Origin of the sequence: Pedobacter sp. CG_S7 (assembly GCF_040544395.1) — a bacterium.
GTDB lineage: Bacteria > Bacteroidota > Bacteroidia > Sphingobacteriales > Sphingobacteriaceae > Pedobacter.
The window spans coordinates 174,034-193,631 of record NZ_JBEONS010000003.1 but is presented as its reverse complement, the minus strand read 5'-3'; the positions used below and the strand labels follow the sequence as shown (position 1 = coordinate 193,631).

Sequence of the window (19,598 nt, the reverse complement as noted above, 5' to 3'; positions counted from 1 at the left end):
CCCCGCTTTTTTCTGAAAATAAAATCCAAAGAAAATAACACCTTAAACGATTTTTCAGGTCAGTAAAGTAAGTTAGAGGGAACCTGAGTGGTTACAAACCAGGAAGCTTTTTTTTCCTTTCGGATAGCTAAAACGGATATGAGCACCTCTTTCAGTTGGTGAAATCTCTGTCGTAATTTGATTTTCGAACTTAACTTTATAATAATGAGGCTTAGCAATTTCATCTGCATGAGAGAACTTCTCTTCGCGGTCATTTTCATTTACAACCAATTGATCAATCTCAGGAAACAGAGAAAACACTGCATAATCTCTTGTCCATGAACTACATTGATGCGCTTGCTGAAAGCCTCTGATTTTATCTTTAAAATATTGATATTTCCATCCATCACCATTTCTCCCTGTTTGCGGCGTCCAGGTATGCATACCAAAAGGCAGGGCTGTTGTTGGATAGGTATTTCCCCTTGTTAATTCATGTTTAGAATTAGTACCCTGCAAAGTATTTACATATTGAACCAGGTTGGGCTCTTGTGCAGACAAATTACTACTAAATAAAATTGTCGCGAATAAAATTAAGAGGTTGATTTTCATTTGTATGTGTATTTATTTTACTTCTTTATCAGTCCAGTGTTATGTTGAAGATTGATTTGGCTTTTCTGTAGTTAACGAGAAAACCAAAAAGCACACAAATGCATACAATCGTTCCTTAACAAATTTATAATTGGTTAACATGACTAAAACGTTTTAGTTATTTGCTTAAAAAAAACCGGATCAAACACTTTTGTTGTTAGAAACCGGTTTTTTATGCACTATTATTATAAATAATTGACTTTTATTAACGTTAAGTCAATTTTTAAAACGATTTGGTAAATCAATATTAAGTTATTTAATTTATAATCAAGACTGCTACGGACAAAAATACAGTAACAATATCGTTGCGTAACTAGCAAACTATTTTAATTTCACCGCCTCAACCATTTCTTCTGTAACCATCTTTTTGTTAGAAGTATTTCCCCAGGAGTTTTGAATATAATTCATTACATCTGCGACCTCATCATTACTCAATCCAGGGTTTGGCATCATGTTATCGTATTCTTTTAAATTCACTACAATTTTGCCCTGCAAGCCAAATTTAATGGCACTTATAGCCTTTTCTGGTGTTTTAAGGAGATAGTCTGCTTTCGCAAGCGGAGGGAAAGCACCTAAAACACCTTCTCCCTGCCCCATGTGACAAGTAATACAACTCTCTTTATAGATCGTTTTCCCCCTTTCAATGCTTTTATCCAGTTCAGCGTCCTGATTAGCTAGGAAGGAAAAACTAAAAATAATTCCGCAAAATAATGTTGGCAGTAATTTCATAATCGTTGATTGAATTGAAGAATATATTTTGCTAGTGTGATACGATGATTAAAGTGGTTAGCCTTTTGGACTAATACGAACAATACTGCCTGAATTTTCCAGAACCACATAAATATTACCATCAGGACCCTGGCGAATATCTCTTACCCTACCGATTTTCTCAAAAATAATCTCTCTTTTTACTACTTTATTGTCCCTTACCACCAGGTGTTGCAAGTACATAAATTTGAGCGATCCAACAAGCAAATCTCCATTCCAATCTTTAAATTTTTTACTGTTAATAAAGGTCATGCCGCATGGCGCAATAGAGGGCTTCCAGTAAATTATGGGTTGTTCAATTCCGGTTGCTGCAGTATCTTTGGAAATAATGCTGTTGTCATAATCAATTCCAAAAGTTACCAGTGGCCAGCCATAATTTTTACCCCGCTGAACAATGTTTAATTCATCTCCTCCCTGAGGGCCATGTTCATGCTCCCATATCACACCGGTTTTTGGATGAATGACCATTCCTTGAGGATTACGGTGACCATAGCTCCATATTTCTGGTTTCGCACCTGCCGTTTTCACAAAAGGATTGTCGCTAGGTATTTTACCATCATCATGCAGGCGAACAACTTTTCCTTGAATTTTACCCAGGTTTTGTGAATTTTGTTTTTGTCCTCGTTCACCAACGGATAAGAAGACATAGCCTTTTTTATCAAACACTATACGCCCGCCAAAGTGTGGCGACGATTTTACATTTGGCATCGCTTTATACAGCACCTGAACTTCTGTGAGTGCATGGTCTTTTAATTTTGCGCGAAGAAGTGCAGTATTGGCACCACCTTCATCACCTTCTTCCCCAGCAGCCTTTGGAGAAGAATAACTGATATAAATAAATCCGTTTGATCGATAGTCAGGATGTAGCACCACATCAAGAAGACCTCCCTGCCCTTTAAACAAAATCGCTGGAAGTCCGGTAATTTCTTGAGGATCCAGAACGCCATCTTTCACAAGACGGAGTTTTCCAACACGTTCAGTGACAAGTAATCTTCCATCTGGAAGAAAAGCAGTTGCCCATGGCAGATTTAATCCGGTAACAACTGTTTCCAGTTTCAAATCTGCTTCTGTTATGGTTTTATGGGAATTAGGGAAATCACTGATTTCCCTGTTACTCATCAGCAGCACTGCGCAAGTAAGCAATAGACCTGCCAAAGAAAGGGAAAGGCCATATTTTAATATTGGACTATTTGTTTTCATAAAGTGTATTTATGTTTTTAAAGAGAATAAAGCTCACCTGATTATACAGGTTCAACAACCATAAAGTTAAGTGAAAAGTTATTATCATCAAAACGTCTTAGAAATCATTTTCAATGAGGATTACCCGGCTATTAATCCACCGATGAAAATAGGAATAAAATTCTATGCAAAGATAAAAGCTTTCAGAACGCAGGTTTAACTGTTCAAAAAGAAAAAAACCCACTCTACTTATGTAAAGTGGGTTTATGTAGCCCGCAGGGGAATCGAACCCCTATTTCCAGAATGAAAATCTGACGTCCTAACCGGTAGACGAGCGGGCCATTGAATTGCCACAACATTGCTGTTATGAATTCTCAGGTAGCGGGGACCAGACTCGAACTGATGACCTTCGGGTTATGAGCCCGACGAGCTACCAACTGCTCCACCCCGCACTTTATATGCACTGTTTTATTAAAAACATAAGCATGCATAACTTACATTTTGTATCCTTGGTAGCGGGGACCAGACTCGAACTGATGACCTTCGGGTTATGAGCCCGACGAGCTACCAACTGCTCCACCCCGCACTTTAAATGCACTATTCTATTAAAAATATAAGCGTGCATTACTTACATTTTGTAGCCCGTAGGGGAATCGAACCCCTGTTTCCAGAATGAAAATCTGGCGTCCTCACCCCTAGACGAACGGGCCATTGAATTGCCATAACATTACTGTTACGAATTCTCAGGTAGCGGGGACCAGACTCGAACTGATGACCTTCGGGTTATGAGCCCGACGAGCTACCAACTGCTCCACCCCGCACTTTATACAATTTAAAAGTTATTGTCAAATCCTTAACTCTTCCTCCGAATTGGAATGCAAAGATATAATTCGTTTCTTTGTGGTGCAAGTTTATTTTAAAATTTATTTTCATGTCACATAAAGCAGGTTTTGTAAGTATAATAGGAAAGCCCAATGTGGGCAAATCAACGTTAATGAATGCCTTGGTGGGTGAAAAGCTTTCTATTATTACTCCGAAAGCCCAAACTACTCGTCACCGTATTCTAGGAATTGTTAATGAGGAAGCCTATCAAATCGTTTTTTCCGACACGCCGGGTATCATAAAACCGCGTTACGGATTACAGGATTCAATGATGAATTCTGTGAAAGGCGCATTGTCTGATGCAGACCTACTGCTGTTTGTAACTGATATTAATGAAGAGCATGATGAAAATGATGTTCTGGAGAAGATTATTAACACAACCATCCCTATGGTGGTTCTTATTAATAAGATTGACAATGCCACGCAAGCTGAAGTGGAAGAAAAAACTGCCTATTGGCAGGAAAAGTTAAACCCTAAACATATATATGCTATTTCGGCTTTGCATAAATATAATCTTGATGGAATATTAGGCATGATATTAGACTTCATACCAGAACATCCTGCTTATTATGATAAAGAAGAATTGACAGACAGGAGTCAAAAATTCTTCGTTTCTGAAATCATCAGAGAGAAAATCTTCAACAATTATCAAAAAGAAATCCCTTATAGCACAGAAGTGATCATCAAATCTTTTAAAGAAGAAGAGAACATCACCAGGATCAGTGCAGAAATTATTGTGGAACGCGACTCCCAAAAGAACATTCTTATTGGAAAAGGCGGATCCATGTTAAAAAAAGTTGGAACTGAAGCCCGTAAGGATATTGAGAAATTTTTGGATCAGAAAGTTTTCCTTGAAACCTTTGTTAAAGTATTGCCAGATTGGCGCAGCAAAAAGAATTATTTAAAAAGTTTCGGGTACGAAAATTAAACCTACCTTTGCAACCCCTTAATAATTAATACAATTCACTAAACATATGAGTAACATTATCGCAATCGTCGGAAGACCGAACGTAGGCAAATCTACCCTTTTTAATCGCTTAACTGAAAGTCGTAAAGCAATTGTTGATGATTTTAGTGGCGTAACCCGCGACCGCCATTATGGTTCAGCAGAGTGGACAGACAAAAATTTTACTGTAATTGACACAGGAGGCTATGTTGCAAATTCAGAAGATGTTTTTGAGGCAGCCATCCGTGAACAGGTTGTTATTGCCATTGAAGAAGCTACCGTTTTATTATTTATGGTAGATGTAACCACTGGAATTACAGATCTTGACGACGAAATTGCTGCTTTATTAAGAAGAAGCAAAAAACCAGTTTTTATTGTTGTTAACAAAGTTGACAATACTGCTCTAGAAAATGAAGCTTTCGTGTTTTACAACTTTGGCTTAGGAGAGATTTATTCTATCTCTTCCATGACCGGTTCTGGAACGGGAGATCTACTGGATGATGTCATCAAGCATTTTGAAGATATTCCGGAAGAAGAAAATGCCTTGCCTAAACTAACAATCGTTGGTCGTCCTAATGTTGGAAAATCATCTTTAATTAACGCTTTAATTGGTAAAGAAAGAAATATCGTAACCCCAATTGCCGGAACAACAAGAGATTCAATCCACATCCATTATAACCAATTCGGGCATGAATTCATGTTTATTGATACTGCCGGATTGCGTAAAAAAACTAAAGTAAAAGAAAATATTGAGTTTTACTCTGTGATGCGTACCATTAAAGCTTTGGAAGAAGCAGACGTGGTTCTCTTGATGGTTGATGCTGTTGAAGGCCTGGAATCTCAGGATGTCAATATCTTCCACCTTGCAGAAAAGAACAAAAAAGGAATCGTGATTTTAGTAAACAAATGGGATTTGATTGAAAAGAACAACCAAACGGTTAAAGTTTTTGAAGAGCAGATCCGCACAAAACTACAGCCTTTCACTGATGTGCCCATCGTTTTCGTTTCAGTTTTGAACAAACAACGTATTTTTCAAGCCATTGAAACTGCTTTAGAAGTTTATAAAAACAGGGCTAAGAAAGTTCCAACCTCCAAATTAAATGATGTGATGTTGCCTATCATTGAAAACTATCCACCACCATCCATGAAGGGTAAATACATCAAAGTGAAGTATGCCACACAAATTAATGCAACCTCGCCCATGTTTGCCTTCTTCTGCAATTTACCACAGTACATTAAGGAACCTTATAAACGCTTTATTGAAAACAAATTAAGAGAGCATTTTGATTTTAAAGGCGTGCCAATCCAAATCTATTTTAGACAAAAATAAATGATTACTGCAGGCTTACTATAGCCTGCTTTATCATATTATCATATTGGTTTAGGGCTCTGTAATAGCCCGAATCTCCCAAATGATACTTATATAAAAGTACCCTCAGGTCATTATAAATCAACGGTTTTGCTGCATTAAGCTGCTGTTTGTCTATAATGACCTTTTTGCGTTCCAAGTATTTTACGAAAGAATGAAAGTCTATCGGACTAACGTTAAAAGTACCCATATTTTGTTCTAGATAATTGCTGGTATATCTGCTGCCCAAAACATCAAAGACAAAATCAAACAACAACTTTTGTGAAATCAACTTGTGGTAAAATTGATTAAGGCCAAGCGTATCCAATTTCACAAACACATCAGGATGAATACCGCCACCGCCAAACACCTTTTTCCCAGCACCTGTTATAAAGGCTACATTTTTCTTCAGGCTATCCTTAGCTTTTTGTTTTTTATCCGTTAGCTCTCCATCATTAAAGCGCTCTTCCAACTCGTTTTGATAAGCCTTATACCCATCTTTATAAGATTTCTGTATACTGCGCCCCAATGGCGTGTAATACCTTGCTATAGTTAAATTAAGTGCAGAACCATCTCCAAAAGCAAATTGCTCTTGTACGAGTCCTTTACCAAAAGAGCGGCGACCAATAATGATGCCTCTATCGAGATCTTGTACTGCACCAGCTAGAATTTCACTTGCCGAAGCGGTATGTTCATTAATTAGGATAGCCAACTTACCATGTTCAAACATCCCCCCACCCGTTGCAATATAATCTGTTCTGGGCTCATGTTTTCCCTCAGTGTATACAATCAGTTTGTTTTCTGCAAGAATCTGGTTAGCTAAACCTGTCGCTGCACTCAAGTATCCTCCACCGTTATCCCTTAAATCAAGAACAAGCTTGGTCATGCCCAGTGACTTCAATACTTTTAAGGAATCCGTAAAATTAACATCGGTATTTGCGCCAAATTTACTAATACGGATATACCCCATATTTTCATTTAGCATATAAGAAGCATCAATACTACTCACTAAAACATTGCTTCTTTTTATTTTTAAGACCAGGGGCTGAGTAACGCCCGGGCGGAGCACCACTAAACGTACCGGAGTTCCTTTTTCACCCTTAATTTTACCTATCATCTGCTCTTTTGGCAAATGCATTCCGCTAACAAAAAAATCATCTATTTTAAGTATCCTATCACCTGGTTTTATACCAGAATTATAGGCCGGACCAGACATAACTACACTAGTCACCAGCAGCGTATCATTCAGCACATAATATTCAACACCAATACCCTGAAAATTTCCCTCCAGCATTTCCATTTGTTCATTAGCCTCTTTTGGGGGTAAGTACATACTGTGAGGATCCAGCTGATGTAAGATACTGTCAATTGGTAAATGATATAAAGTATCTGTATTGACCTCATCAACATAATTTCTATCGATAAGGTGAATAATTTCATCTACCTTTTCCGTGTTGTTAAAGCCCTGAACAACAGGCTTTGAAAGTTGATAGCCCTGATCTTTCAGAAACTTATAACCAAGAAACATTCCACCTATTAAAGTTACTGAATAAGTGAGTGCAATAAGTAGATTTTGACGGGTATATTTATTCATTTAACAGCTGTTGCACAAAGCTATGAAATAACCAAGTTATTTAACCTAAACTAGCCTTATGAATTTAAAAAATTTAAACATTATATTTGCAGATTTATATTACGATTTCTAATTTAGAAAGAAATTAACGAAATTTAGCAAAAAACTGTATATGATAAGAGTCACCGAACAAGAATCCAGGTATAATGATATAGACAAGATGTCTGTCCTTGAAATTTTAAAAGGGATTAACCAGGAAGACAAGACTGTTCCACTAGCCGTAGAAAAATCAATTCCACAAATTGAAAAATTAGCTACTGCTGTCTCTGAACGTATGCAAAACGGAGGTCGCCTTTTTTATATAGGTGCAGGCACCAGCGGTCGACTAGGTGTGGTTGACGCCTCAGAATGCCCTCCAACATTTGGTGTTCCTTTTGATTTTGTAGTTGGAATTATTGCCGGAGGTGATATAGCCATCAGGAAAGCTGTCGAAAATGCAGAAGATGATTCTAAACAAGCCTGGGTCGATTTACAAGAATACCAAATCAATGAAAAAGATAGCCTTATTGGGCTGGCTGCATCTGGAACAACCCCTTATGTTGTTGGTGGCTTAAATACCGCCCGTAAACATGGTATTTTGACAGGCTGCATTGTTTGCAATGAAGGAGGCCCTATTGCTGAAGAAAGTGATTTTCCAGTTGAAGTGGTTGTAGGCCCAGAATTTCTGACAGGCTCTACACGTATGAAATCTGGGACAGCTCAAAAATTAGTACTGAACATGCTCAGCACCACTGTCATGATCAGGTTAGGCAAAATTAAAGGCAATAAAATGGTGGACATGCAGTTAACAAATCATAAATTGGTAGACAGAGGAGCACAAATGATAATGGCAGCACTAAACATTAATCATGACCATGCAGAAGACCTGCTTATGCGTTATGGAAGTGTACGTAAAGCGATTGAAGCAGCCGGACAATAAAAAAAGATAAAGCTTATGCACGAAATAGAACCTTATTATCAATGGAGGGATGATTACATCGCTGCAGAAGACGAGCGTTCCCCTTTTTATAATACAGAGTATTCAGAGTTCTATTTTGATAAACAATTATATAACTTTTTAATACACCCGCAATGGGATGATTTTGGTTCTAATACATTGTATTTAAAGGTACTTTATGTTGACTACGATAGTAATTATGCCATCATCGAATTTATGGGCGAATGGAATGATGCCATTAATAATGACATCATGCTACTGAAGCGGGAAATCCTGGAATTGATGATTGACGAGGGTATTAACAAATTTATTTTGATAGGTGAAAATGTACTTAATTTTCATTCCTCGGAAGATAGTTATTATGAAGAGTGGTTTCAGGATGTGGAAGATGGCTGGATCTGCGGGATCAATTTCAACGCACATGTGATTGATGAATTCCGAGAAAGTAATATTGACTATTATATAAATTTCGGCGGATTATTAGACGAATTGGCATGGAGAACCTTAAAACCCTTACAAATTTTCAAGAAAGTTGAAGAAATCCTGACAAAAAGACTAGGGGCATAGCTTTTGTAAGTACAAAACAATCATTATCTTTAAATAAAATTAAAAAACAAATGGATAACAACAATAATTTCAACTGGGTGCAAAGACCTGAAATTGTTCAGGATGAAAAAGGAATGGTTGCAAAAAGATTTTTTGCAAATGTTTTCTTATGGATGTTCATTGCCCTGGGTTTATCAACTTTAGCAGCTTTATATATGGCTAACACTCCAGCAGCTATGGATTATTTAGTAAAATACAATGCAGATGGTCAACGTACCGGAATGACTATATTGGGTTATATTGCGATGTTCGCCCCGCTTGGACTGGTTCTTTTAATGAGTACAGGTTTAAGTAAACTTTCTTACAATGCCCTGCTTGGGGTATTCATCCTTTATGCTGTCTTAACCGGCGTAAGTTTAAGCTTCATCCTATTAACCTATCAATTAGGATCTGTAGTCGCTTGTTTTGCTGCTGCAGCAGGTATTTTTGGCATCATGGCAGTTTTAGGCTATACCACAAATACAGATTTAAGTAAATTCGGACCAATATTAATGGTTGGCGTAGTTGGCTTGGTAATCGCAAGTATAGTCAATATGTTTATTGGCAGCTCACAATTTGATTACATCATGAGTTTCTTTGGTGTAGCCATCTTCACTGCATTAACAGCTTATGATGTGCAAAAGTTAAAACGCATTGGAGAAGGAATTGAAGAAAATGGTGACCAAATTGCAGCAACAGACAGTAAAAAACTGGCAATCATGGGCGCCCTATCTCTATACCTTGATTTCATCAATATTTTCCTTTTCTTATTAAGAATATTCGGAAGTAGAAAATAACATTATTCAGAATATAATTTGGAAGGCCATGCAATTTTGCGTGGCCTTTGCAATTTTATTAGGTTTCATGATGTTTTCTTTGGAAATCATTTTTCTTTATTGCACTTTTGTAAAGCTTATAGAGAAAGACGGAGGGATTAGACCCTGCGATGTCTTAGCAACCTGTGCTTACAAGGTGCTACATTCTACTGAAACGGCTTAAAATCGTTTCGGAAAGATAAGTTGAATCGACTCCTTACCGGAATCCCGAATAAGCTTTTTTGTATCGTAACCCCCTCTTTAGGTGATGTCAAATCATCCTGTGGGATCACCCTACTCTTAAAAAAGACAAAGCATGAGTATCAAAGAAGAACTGGAAAAACGAATTTTAATTATAGATGGCGCAATGGGTACTATGATACAGCGGCATGTATTAACAGAAGAGGATTTTAGAGGTGAGCGCTTTAAAAATCACCCTTGTGATGTTAAAGGCAATAATGACCTCCTTAACCTCACTCGCCCCGATATCATAAAATCTATTCACCTCGAATATTTAGCCGCAGGAGCAGATATCATTGAAACGAACACCTTCAGTACGCAAAGAATATCCTTAGCTGATTACCAGATGGAAACACTGGATTATGAAATGAGCTTTGCAGGATCAAAAATTGCAAAAGAAGCCGTTACTGAATTTATGGCTGCGCATCCAGACCGTAAATGCTTTGTAGCAGGGGCTGTGGGACCTACCAATAGAACGTTATCCATTTCACCAGACGTAAATGACCCTGGTTATAGGGCCTTAACTTTTGACGAATTGGAAGACGCTTACTTTCAACAGGTTAAAGGACTTGTTGATGGCGGTGCTGATGTGCTGTTAATTGAAACTATCTTCGATACCCTGAATGCTAAAGCAGCAATATTCGCCGTAAAAAAATACGAGCAGGAAATTGGTCGTAAAATTGAGATAATGATCTCCGGCACAATCACTGATGCCTCCGGCAGAACGCTTTCCGGCCAAACAGTAGAAGCCTTTTTAAACTCCATCATTCACGCTAAACCCTTAAGCATAGGCTTCAACTGTGCTTTGGGCGCCAAAGATATGCGACCGCATATCGAAGAACTTGCTGCAAAAGCAAATTGCTATGTGTCGGCCTATCCTAACGCTGGCTTGCCTAATGAATTTGGAGCCTATGATGAAACACCTCATGAAACTGCACACCTCGTGGAAGATTTTATGGAGCATGGTTTTGTGAATATCGTAGGTGGCTGTTGTGGTACTACACCAGATCACATTGCCTGCATTGTTAAAAAAGCAAAAAACCTTAAAGCTAGAAAAATACCAAGCCCGGAGCGTTACCTGCGCTTAAGTGGTTTAGAAGCTGTTACGGTTACCCCAGAAAGTATCTTTGTTAACATCGGCGAAAGGACTAACATCACAGGTTCGCCAAAATTCTCTAAACTTATTCTAAGTGGCGATTTTGAGGCTGCGCTTACCGTTGCCAGGCAACAAGTGGAGGGTGGTGCACAAATTATCGATGTAAACATGGATGAAGGAATGATTGATTCTGAAGCTGCAATGACTAAATTCCTAAACCTTATTGCTTCTGAACCCGACATCTCAAAATTACCCATCATGGTTGATTCATCTAAATGGACGGTAATTGAAGCTGGTTTAAAATGCTTGCAGGGAAAAGGGATTGTAAACTCTATTTCCCTGAAAGAAGGAGAAGAAAAGTTCCTTGAAAGTGCACGTAAGATCATGTCTTATGGTGCTGCTGTAGTCGTTATGGCTTTTGATGAAAAAGGACAGGCTGATAATTTTGAAAGAAGAAAAGCAATCTGTAAACGTTCTTATGACTTATTGGTGAATGAAATAGGCTTCCCTGCAGAAGACATCATATTTGATCCCAATATTTTAACCGTGGGAACGGGGTTGGAAGAACATAATAATTATGCTGTTGATTTTATAAACGCTACACGCTGGATCAAGGAAAATCTTCCTTATGCCAAAGTGAGTGGAGGTGTATCTAATATTTCCTTCTCTTTCAGGGGTAACAATTCAGTAAGAGAAGCCATGCATTCTGCCTTTTTGTATCATGCTATTAAAGCTGGCCTTGACATGGGGATTGTAAACGCCGGCATGCTCGAAGTTTATGAGGAGATCCCTAAGGAATTGTTGGAATATGTGGAAGATGTTTTGCTGAACCGCAGGGATGACGCTACTGAACGCCTCGTAGATTATGCAGAAACTGTAAAATCAAAAGGAAAAGTCCTGGTAAAGGATGAAGAATGGCGCAAGGATACGGTAGAAAAAAGGCTATCTCATTCGCTCGTCAAAGGGATTATAGAATTTCTGGATGCTGATGTAGAAGAAGCCCGCCAAAAATACGATAGACCTATACACGTGATTGAAGGCCCTTTAATGGACGGGATGAACATTGTGGGCGACTTATTTGGCTCAGGAAAAATGTTCTTACCGCAAGTGGTGAAATCTGCCCGGGTAATGAAAAAGGCAGTAGCTTATTTGCTCCCATTTATTGCACAGGAGAAACTAGACAATCCAGATGGCAGCACAAGTTCATTCGCAGGAAGGGTATTAATGGCTACGGTAAAAGGAGATGTGCACGATATTGGTAAAAACATTGTTGGCGTAGTTTTGGCCTGTAATAATTTTGAAATTATAGATATGGGAGTGATGGTTCCTGCACAGGAAATCATTAAAAAGGCGCGGGAAATTAATGCAGACATCATCGGTTTGAGTGGCTTAATTACCCCATCACTTGATGAAATGGTTCATTTTGCAAAGGAAATGGAAAGGGAAGGATTTACAATTCCCCTGATTATTGGTGGTGCCACCACTTCCAGAATCCATGCCGCAGTTAAAGTTGCTCCTCATTATTCAGGCCCAGCTATACATGTGCTGGATGCTTCCAGAAGTGTGACTGTATGCAGCACTTTAATGAACAAAGATAACCGGAATGCTTATATCAATACTATCAGACAGGAGTACGATAAAGCCCGCGAAGCACATTTAAATAAACGTTCTGATAAGCGTTATAAAACTATTGAGGAGGCCAGAGCCAATAAATTTCAAATCAATTCTGAACAAATTGCCGCGGCACCTGCCTTTACAGGCACAAAAATCTTTGAAGATTACCCTTTAACAGAACTGGTTCCCTATATAGACTGGACACCTTTTTTCCATACTTGGGAATTGAAAGGCAGTTACCCCAGAATATTAACTGATAAATTGATTGGTGTAGAAGCAACAAAACTTTTTGAAGATGCACAGATCCTACTAAAGAAAATTGTTAAAGAGAAAAGCTTAAAAGCAAAGGCCGTTATCGGATTTTGGCCAGCAAAAGCTAATGGAGATGACATTATTTTAGACGTTGCAGGAAAACAACCTGTCACTATACATACCCTGCGCCAGCAAAGCGAGAAAGTAGCGGGTGAGCCTTACTATGCTTTAGCCGATTTTGTGGCGCAGCAAGATACTGGTAAAGCAGATTATTTTGGAGGCTTCGCCTTGACTACTGGTATTGGTTGTGATGAAATGGTAGCAGAATTTGAACGAGACTACGATGATTACAACAGTATCATGGTAAAAGCATTGGCAGACCGCCTGGCTGAAGCCTTTGCCGAAAGAATGCATGAGCTAGTACGTAAAGAATATTGGGGCTATGCGAAAGAAGAAGAATTAAGCAATGTTGAACTCATTAAGGAAGAATATGCTGGCATTCGCCCGGCTCCAGGATACCCTGCTTGCCCTGATCACACCGAAAAAGCTACTTTATTTGAATTGCTAAATGCAGAGCAGGAAATTGGGCTAAAACTGACGGAGAGCTTTGCCATGTATCCAACCGCAGCAGTAAGTGGTTTTTATTTCGCCCATCCAGAGTCTCGGTATTTTGGTCTTGGTAAAATCACCAAAGACCAGGTTACTGATTATGCGGTCCGTAAAAACCTTTCAATAGAGGAAGCAGAGAAGTGGCTTAGCCCGAATTTAGCTTATTAATAAACCATACTGCTCTTTGAAAATGCCTGTCGCATAGAGCGTAAATTAGATAACCAAACATGAAGATAAAAGACCATATTGAATCTGCGAAAGGAAAAACTTTATTTTCCTTTGAATTATTACCCCCGGTAAAAGGACAAAGTATCCAGGGTATATTCGATGCCATTGATCCATTAATGGAATTTAACCCACCATTTATTGATGTTACGTACCTACGGGAAGACTATATTTATAAACAACATCCAAATGGTCTTTTAGAAAAAGTGGCCTACCGCAAACGCCCAAGTACGGTAGCAACCTGCGCCGCTATCATGAACAAATATAAAGTGGATGCCGTGCCTCATTTAATTTGCGGAGGATTCACAAAGAATGAAACTGAAAATGCATTAATCGACTTGCAGTTCCTGGGCATCGACAACGTGCTCGTGCTACGTGGTGATGCCAGAAAAAGCGACAGTTCTTTTATACCCACTCCTGAGGGCCATTCTTTTGCCTCTGATCTTGTTCAACATGTAATAGATATGAACAATGGTAAATACCTGCATGAGGATATTGATAATTCTGAAAAGACTGACTTCTGTATTGGCGTAGCTGGCTATCCTGAGAAACATTTTGAGGCTCCAAACCTACATACCGATTTTAAATACCTGAAATTAAAAGTAGACATGGGTGCTGAATTCATAGTAACCCAAATGTTTTACGACAATGAGAAATACAAAAGGTTTGTTAATAAATGCCGGGAGAATGGCATTAACGTTCCCATTATTCCAGGCTTAAAACCCATTACCGGCAGTAAGCAGCTGATTAGTCTGCCAAAGACTTTTCATTTAGATATCCCAATGGAATTGAGCGAAGCCATCTCAGCCTGTAAATCAGAAAAAGACGTTAAAGAAGTAGGTATTGAGTGGATGATCGAACAATGTAAGGGATTAAAAGAATTAGGTGCACCCGTGTTACACTTTTACACCATGGGAAATTCCGGTCCGACTAAAAGAATTGCAGAAGCTTTATTTTAAGCATAAAATAACAAACTATTTATTCTTAAAACATTATAAATAAAAACTATATCAACAAAGCTTATTTGCTAAACCCTTAAAGGTTTAACAAATAAGCTTTAAAAGTTTCAAAGTCTGCTTCCATAGCAACAGCTTGCTTTACTTTTGAATTCATCTCCAATACTTGTTCGGGCATTTCTATATCCCCAGCTATTTCAATGGGAAAAATCGCTGGAAACTTACATGGGTGGGCTGTAGAGAGGAATACACCGGCAAAATCTTCATTAGGTTGTGCCGCAGTATATTCTTCTAATGCCAACCAGGCAATTGCAGTATGCGGACAAGCTACATAGTTATATCTCTTATAGATAGACTCGATAGCATGAAGTGTTTGCTCATCATTATAAGTATAACCTTTCACTAACTTTTGAACTACTGAACGATCCTGACCAAATAGATCCATAATACGAACCCAATTACTTGGAGCGCCAACATCCATTGCATTGGCATAGGTTTGTACAGAAGGTTTGGTTTCATAAATACCAGTCTCCAGGTATCGGGGAACAGTATCATTTGCATTTGTAGCTGCTATAAATTGTTTTACAGGCAAGCCCATTTTACTGGCCATCAGGCCTGCAGCAAGATTACCAAAATTACCACTTGGAACAGAAAACACTACCTCCGTTTTCCCCTGTTTTACCATTTGTGCATAAGCATAAAAATAATAAAAAGTCTGCGGTATTAACCTAGAGATATTGATAGAATTTGCTGAAGTAAGCCTTCTTTTTGTGCTTAATTCTACATCGGAAAAAGCTTGTTTCACTAAGTGCTGGCAATCATCAAAAGTTCCATCTATTGCTATAGCGTGAATGTTTTGTCCGTTGGTGCACAGCTGTAATTCCTGGATCTCGCTTACCTTTCCTACAGGATACAAAATAGTAACCCGGGTATTTGGCACGCCTAAAAACCCAAGTGCTACTGCACCACCAGTGTCGCCAGAAGTTGCCACTAGCACATCCAACATTTGTTCATCGTCATTTAAGAAATAAGCCATCACCCTACTCATAAAACGGGCACCGAAATCTTTAAAAGCTAGCGAAGGCCCATGGAATAACTCCAATACATAAGTATTTTTATCAAGGCGCTTTGCAGGTGCATCAAAATTGATAGCATCTTCAACCAGGAGCTTTAAATCTCCCTCAGGAATGGCATCGCCTAAAAGCGCAGAAGCAACTTTAAAGGCTATTTCCGGCAAACTATAATCGCCGATGTGACTCAAAAATTCGGCATCCAATGTAGGAATATGATCAGGCATATATAACCCTTTATCTTGGGGCATGCTGTTAAATACCGCCTCTGGAAAGGCAACATTTATTTGATGGTTATTGGTGCTGTATAATTTCATGGTTATTTTACTAAAGTTGATATAAAAACGTTAATCAAGTATTACTGGCCCTTGTTTGTTTACAGGTGAAACAAAGGCCAGACTATTGATATTGATGCCCTTTAGTTGTTGCTGTAATACTTGTGTAATTGCATGGGCGGTACTTTCATCTTTGGTTAGGGCAAATACTGAAGGACCTGAGCCTGAGATACCAAAGCCAATTGCACCTTTTTCCATTGCTAAACACCTCATTTTATAAAAATCAGGAATCAAGATTGACCTGGTAGGTTCCACAAGAACATCCACCATACTCCTGCCAATTAAATCATAATCTTTTAAAAACAAACCACTCACTAAGCCTGCAACGTTCCCCCACTGGGTCACCGCATTTTTCAACAAGACTTTAGAGCGGATCATTTGCCTTGCATCTTTTGTTGGCACATCTACTTCTGGATAAACAATGGCAGCGTAGAGTTCTTCTGGGAAAGGTAGACTAATTACATCCAAAGGTTCATAACTTCTAATGAGCACAAAACCACCAAGCAATGCCGGGGCAACATTATCTGCATGGCCATAACCGCAAGCGAGCTCCTCTCCTTTCATCGCAAACGGAACCAACTCTTTATTAGTTAACAGATTATCCATTAGTGTATTAACCGCAAACAACCCAGCTACCGTACTAGCAGAACTAGAACCTAAACCACTACCAATTGGCATTTTCTTGTGCAATTCAATACTTACACCCACATCATTTCTACCAATATGCTGCAAGTAATGCTGCACACTGGCACTCACTGTATTTTTAAACGGATCTAATGGCAAACGGCCATCATCACCTGTTATTTTAGAAATAAAAACACCTGGTTTATCTGTTAAATGCATCACTACCTCATCACCAGGGGCATTCACGGCAAAACCCAGCACATCAAATCCACAAACTACATTGGCTACCGTAGCCGGTGCAAAAACTTTTACAGAATTCCTCATTTCTTACCTACATTAATAATATCAGCAAAAACACCGGCAGCAGTAACTTCTGCACCTGCACCAGGCCCTTTAACTACCAATGGCCTATCTTTATAACGGTCGGTCGTAAATGAAATAATATTGTCGCTACCTGATAGTGCAAAAAACGGATGACTTTCATCTACCATTTGTAAAGTAATTTCCACTTTACCATCTTCCAGTTTTCCAATATAGCGAAGCACCTGTTGGTGATTTGCTGCTTGAGTTTTCATATTTTCAAAATAAGCAGCATTGTTTTCGAGTTCCTGATAAAATTCGGTAACAGAATTGGCAGCTAAACAAGCTGGAGGTAACATACTTTCTATAGAAATATCTTGTTCTTCCATGGCATAACCAGCATCACGCGCAAGAATCAACATTTTACGCATAAAGTCTTTACCATTCAAATCATCCCGTGGATCAGGCTCGGTATAACCCAACTCCTGAGCCTCTTTAACTACAGTGTGAAAAAGCCGTTCTCCCTTAAAATTATTAAAAATATAAGAGATAGTACCCGACAGGATAGCTTCTATTTTGGCAACTTTATCCCCACTCATCATCAGGTCTTTCAGCGTACGGATAATTGGTAGTCCGGCACCTACATTAGTTTCATAATAAAAATCTACACTATACTTTCTTGCTGCCTTTTTGAACGCACAATACTGTTCATAATCTGCAGAATTACCAATTTTATTACAAGTAACAATAGAAATGCTTCCTTCCAAAATTTCCTTATAATAATTTACTGGATTAACGCTGGCCGTATTGTCCACAAATACACAGTTTGGTAAATTCATGGCTTTCATTTTCTTCACAAACAACTTTAAATCTGCTGGCTCTGCATGTTCGTCAAGCTTTAATTGCCAATTGTCAAGTGCTATACCTTTTTCGCTGAGATACATTTGCTTGGAATTGCTTATTCCCATAACTTTTACCTGTAGGTCATTATTTTCCGCAAGGAAAGGCATTTGTTTTTCAAGTTGTTTAAACAATTCCTTTCCAATGTTGCCTGTACCCAGACAAAAGATATTCAAAGTTTTCTTTAGGTCTTCATAAAAGGCATCGTGTACGGCATTAACCGCTTTAGAAAGATCCGATTTAGATAGAATAACAGAAATATTGTATTCTGAAGAACCTTGAGCAATTGCCCGGACGTTGACACCATTTCGTCCAAGGGCATTAAACAACCTGGCTGATATACCAGGTGTGTGTTTCATATTTTCCCCTACGATAGCCAACACAGAAAGTTCATTCTCCACTTGAGGATATTCCAATTTCTTAGCTTGTAACTCTAACTCAAACTCTTTGCTGATTAAATTTAAGGCTTTAATGGCATCTGCAGGATTTACTGCGAAAGTGATGCTATGTTCTGAAGAGGATTGCGTAATGAGGACCACATTGATCTGCTCTCTGGATAACAATGAAAATAAGCGACCGCTAAACCCGGTTTTACCAACCATACCACTTCCAGAAAGATTCAGAATACTAATTTCATCAATTGAGGATATACCTTTTATAGGAAGCTCCGAGTGTTTAACATCATGGCGGATGTAGGTTCCCGCAAATGCTGCATCAAACGTATTTTTAATAACAATTGGTATTTTTTTTAAAAAGGCAGGTGTCATGGTCGGTGGGTATATGACTTTTGCACCAAAATAAGAAAGCTCCATAGCCTCAGTATAACTTAGTTCTGGCAATGAAAAAGCTTTTTCTACTATCCTCGGATCAGCAGTAAGCATGCCATTAACATCTGTCCAAATTTGTATCTCTCCAGCATTCAATGCAGAACCCCATATAGCAGCTGTATAATCACTACCACCCCTACCAAGTGTGGTTACCCGCCCAGCCTCGTTACTAGAAATAAAACCGGTAACGAAAAGTAATTTCCCTGTATGAGCAGCATAGAAATCACTGATTAGCAATTCACTCAAGTCCATGTCTACTTTGGCTTGCCCGAAATTACTGTCGGTTTTAATCAGCTGTGCACCATCTACAGCTTCCACATCTGCAAATTTTTGTTTCGCAATGTGACTCACCATAAAAGTAGAGCAGCGTTCACCATAGCTTAAAATCAAATCTTTGGTTTGCGCAGTTAACTCCTGTATATTTAAAACAGCCTGTAAAATGTCCTCCAATTCATTGAAGTATATTTTAAGTTTAGTGAATACTGGATTTTGAGCTGATGCAGGTAACAAAGCACGTATTATTTCAAAATGCTTCTCCTCAATAGCTAACAATGGTGCCATATAATCTTCCCCAAGCTGGGCCCGCTCGGCCATTTCCAATAAAAGATTGGTAACACCACTCATGGCAGATAGTACAATAATACAATCTTCCTTCTTGCGTGATTCTTCAACGATGTCCAGCAAAGCGCTGATGCTTTTGGCTGATCCTACCGATGTGCCGCCAAATTTTAAAATGTTCATGTTCTTAGATTAAAAAAAAAGCGCCTCCCTGTTTAGAGGAAGGCGCTTTTTGTGGTTACAATTTATAATATTTTTTAACCATTAGCTTA

The 19,598-nt window shown here is 38.6% G+C and carries 14 protein-coding genes, 5 tRNA genes and 1 riboswitch; of the genes, 7 read left to right on the top strand and 12 right to left on the bottom strand.

Annotated features, from left to right (window positions below; translation table 11 throughout):
• Positions 1 to 72: 72 nt before the first annotated feature.
• The 8 genes from AAKU52_RS03775 to AAKU52_RS03740 all read right to left on the bottom strand — a co-directional run bounded on the left by AAKU52_RS03775 (position 73) and on the right by AAKU52_RS03740 (position 3,395).
• Complete coding sequence (locus AAKU52_RS03775) at positions 73 to 588, bottom strand: hypothetical protein (RefSeq protein WP_354330387.1); 516 nt, start codon at positions 586 to 588, stop codon at positions 73 to 75.
• Between the two features lie 360 nt (positions 589 to 948).
• Positions 949 to 1,356 (bottom strand): c-type cytochrome, encoded by a 408-nt coding sequence (locus AAKU52_RS03770; protein ID WP_354330385.1) that lies wholly within the window; start codon positions 1,354 to 1,356, stop codon positions 949 to 951.
• A gap of 57 nt (positions 1,357 to 1,413) precedes the next feature.
• Positions 1,414 to 2,595, bottom strand: a complete 1,182-nt coding sequence (locus AAKU52_RS03765) for a PQQ-dependent sugar dehydrogenase (RefSeq protein WP_354330383.1) — start codon at positions 2,593 to 2,595, stop codon at positions 1,414 to 1,416.
• Positions 2,596 to 2,843: 248 nt separating this feature from the next.
• Positions 2,844 to 2,915: transfer RNA gene (locus AAKU52_RS03760), tRNA-Glu, on the bottom strand.
• 38 nt (positions 2,916 to 2,953) lie between these two features.
• Positions 2,954 to 3,026: transfer RNA gene (locus tag AAKU52_RS03755), tRNA-Met, on the bottom strand.
• A gap of 58 nt (positions 3,027 to 3,084) precedes the next feature.
• Positions 3,085 to 3,160 (bottom strand) — tRNA-Met (locus tag AAKU52_RS03750).
• Between the two features lie 52 nt (positions 3,161 to 3,212).
• Positions 3,213 to 3,284, bottom strand: a tRNA-Glu gene (locus AAKU52_RS03745).
• 38 nt (positions 3,285 to 3,322) lie between these two features.
• Positions 3,323 to 3,395, bottom strand: a tRNA-Met gene (locus tag AAKU52_RS03740).
• Positions 3,396 to 3,505: 110 nt separating this feature from the next.
• On the opposite strand from AAKU52_RS03740, the gene era reads away from it, so the two are divergent.
• Both era and der read left to right on the top strand, forming a co-directional pair.
• Positions 3,506 to 4,384, top strand: coding sequence for a GTPase Era (gene era, locus AAKU52_RS03735; protein ID WP_354330381.1), 879 nt, complete (start codon positions 3,506 to 3,508; stop codon positions 4,382 to 4,384).
• A gap of 46 nt (positions 4,385 to 4,430) precedes the next feature.
• A complete protein-coding gene (gene der / locus AAKU52_RS03730; RefSeq protein ID WP_354330379.1) occupies positions 4,431 to 5,732 on the top strand; it encodes a ribosome biogenesis GTPase Der in 1,302 nt (433 codons plus the stop codon).
• A 4-nt stretch (positions 5,733 to 5,736) separates the two neighbouring features.
• Here the strand turns inward: der and AAKU52_RS03725 are convergent, their stop codons facing one another.
• A complete protein-coding gene (locus AAKU52_RS03725) occupies positions 5,737 to 7,344 on the bottom strand; it encodes a S41 family peptidase (protein WP_354330377.1) in 1,608 nt (535 codons plus the stop codon).
• A gap of 151 nt (positions 7,345 to 7,495) precedes the next feature.
• On the opposite strand from AAKU52_RS03725, the gene murQ reads away from it, so the two are divergent.
• The 5 genes from murQ (at position 7,496) to AAKU52_RS03700 (ending at position 14,715) form a co-directional block, all read left to right on the top strand.
• Positions 7,496 to 8,302, top strand: a complete 807-nt coding sequence (murQ, locus tag AAKU52_RS03720) for an N-acetylmuramic acid 6-phosphate etherase (RefSeq protein WP_354330375.1) — start codon at positions 7,496 to 7,498, stop codon at positions 8,300 to 8,302.
• A gap of 15 nt (positions 8,303 to 8,317) precedes the next feature.
• Positions 8,318 to 8,887 (top strand): hypothetical protein, encoded by a 570-nt coding sequence (locus tag AAKU52_RS03715; RefSeq protein ID WP_354330373.1) that lies wholly within the window; start codon positions 8,318 to 8,320, stop codon positions 8,885 to 8,887.
• Between the two features lie 50 nt (positions 8,888 to 8,937).
• Positions 8,938 to 9,702, top strand: coding sequence for a Bax inhibitor-1/YccA family protein (locus tag AAKU52_RS03710; protein WP_354330371.1), 765 nt, complete (start codon positions 8,938 to 8,940; stop codon positions 9,700 to 9,702).
• A gap of 113 nt (positions 9,703 to 9,815) precedes the next feature.
• Positions 9,816 to 9,926, top strand: a riboswitch (SAM riboswitch).
• Positions 9,927 to 10,036: 110 nt separating this feature from the next.
• Positions 10,037 to 13,699, top strand: a complete 3,663-nt coding sequence (metH, locus tag AAKU52_RS03705; RefSeq protein ID WP_354330369.1) for a methionine synthase — start codon at positions 10,037 to 10,039, stop codon at positions 13,697 to 13,699.
• Positions 13,700 to 13,758: 59 nt separating this feature from the next.
• A complete protein-coding gene (locus AAKU52_RS03700; protein ID WP_354330367.1) occupies positions 13,759 to 14,715 on the top strand; it encodes a methylenetetrahydrofolate reductase in 957 nt (318 codons plus the stop codon).
• 76 nt (positions 14,716 to 14,791) lie between these two features.
• Here the strand turns inward: AAKU52_RS03700 and thrC are convergent, their stop codons facing one another.
• From thrC to thrA, 3 genes are read right to left on the bottom strand one after another with little or no spacing between them, the layout of a single operon-like run.
• On the bottom strand, positions 14,792 to 16,099 hold the full coding sequence (thrC, locus tag AAKU52_RS03695) for a threonine synthase (protein WP_354330365.1): 1,308 nt from the start codon (positions 16,097 to 16,099) through the stop codon (positions 14,792 to 14,794).
• A 30-nt stretch (positions 16,100 to 16,129) separates the two neighbouring features.
• A complete protein-coding gene (locus AAKU52_RS03690; protein WP_354330363.1) occupies positions 16,130 to 17,065 on the bottom strand; it encodes a homoserine kinase in 936 nt (311 codons plus the stop codon).
• Positions 17,062 to 19,509, bottom strand: a complete 2,448-nt coding sequence (gene thrA, locus AAKU52_RS03685) for a bifunctional aspartate kinase/homoserine dehydrogenase I (RefSeq protein ID WP_354330361.1) — start codon at positions 19,507 to 19,509, stop codon at positions 17,062 to 17,064. The genes AAKU52_RS03690 and thrA overlap by 4 nt, the downstream gene beginning before the upstream one ends.
• Positions 19,510 to 19,598: the final 89 nt, after the last annotated feature.

Excerpts from the sequence above, each read along its gene's own strand:
- AAKU52_RS03765 (WP_354330383.1), bottom strand. The coding sequence starts at position 2,595 with ATGAAAACAAATAGTCCAATATTAAAATATGGCCTTTCCCTTTCTTTG.
- murQ (WP_354330375.1), top strand. The coding sequence starts at position 7,496 with ATGATAAGAGTCACCGAACAAGAATCCAGGTATAATGATATAGACAAG.
- AAKU52_RS03715 (WP_354330373.1), top strand. The coding sequence starts at position 8,318 with ATGCACGAAATAGAACCTTATTATCAATGGAGGGATGATTACATCGCT.
- thrC (WP_354330365.1), bottom strand. The coding sequence starts at position 16,099 with ATGAAATTATACAGCACCAATAACCATCAAATAAATGTTGCCTTTCCA.
- era (WP_354330381.1), top strand. The coding sequence starts at position 3,506 with ATGTCACATAAAGCAGGTTTTGTAAGTATAATAGGAAAGCCCAATGTG.
- metH (WP_354330369.1), top strand. The coding sequence starts at position 10,037 with ATGAGTATCAAAGAAGAACTGGAAAAACGAATTTTAATTATAGATGGC.
- AAKU52_RS03700 (WP_354330367.1), top strand. The coding sequence starts at position 13,759 with ATGAAGATAAAAGACCATATTGAATCTGCGAAAGGAAAAACTTTATTT.
- thrA (WP_354330361.1), bottom strand. The coding sequence starts at position 19,509 with ATGAACATTTTAAAATTTGGCGGCACATCGGTAGGATCAGCCAAAAGC.
- AAKU52_RS03770 (WP_354330385.1), bottom strand. The coding sequence starts at position 1,356 with ATGAAATTACTGCCAACATTATTTTGCGGAATTATTTTTAGTTTTTCC.
- AAKU52_RS03775 (WP_354330387.1), bottom strand. The coding sequence starts at position 588 with ATGAAAATCAACCTCTTAATTTTATTCGCGACAATTTTATTTAGTAGT.
- AAKU52_RS03710 (WP_354330371.1), top strand. The coding sequence starts at position 8,938 with ATGGATAACAACAATAATTTCAACTGGGTGCAAAGACCTGAAATTGTT.
- der (WP_354330379.1), top strand. The coding sequence starts at position 4,431 with ATGAGTAACATTATCGCAATCGTCGGAAGACCGAACGTAGGCAAATCT.
- AAKU52_RS03690 (WP_354330363.1), bottom strand. The coding sequence starts at position 17,065 with ATGAGGAATTCTGTAAAAGTTTTTGCACCGGCTACGGTAGCCAATGTA.
- AAKU52_RS03725 (WP_354330377.1), bottom strand. The coding sequence starts at position 7,344 with ATGAATAAATATACCCGTCAAAATCTACTTATTGCACTCACTTATTCA.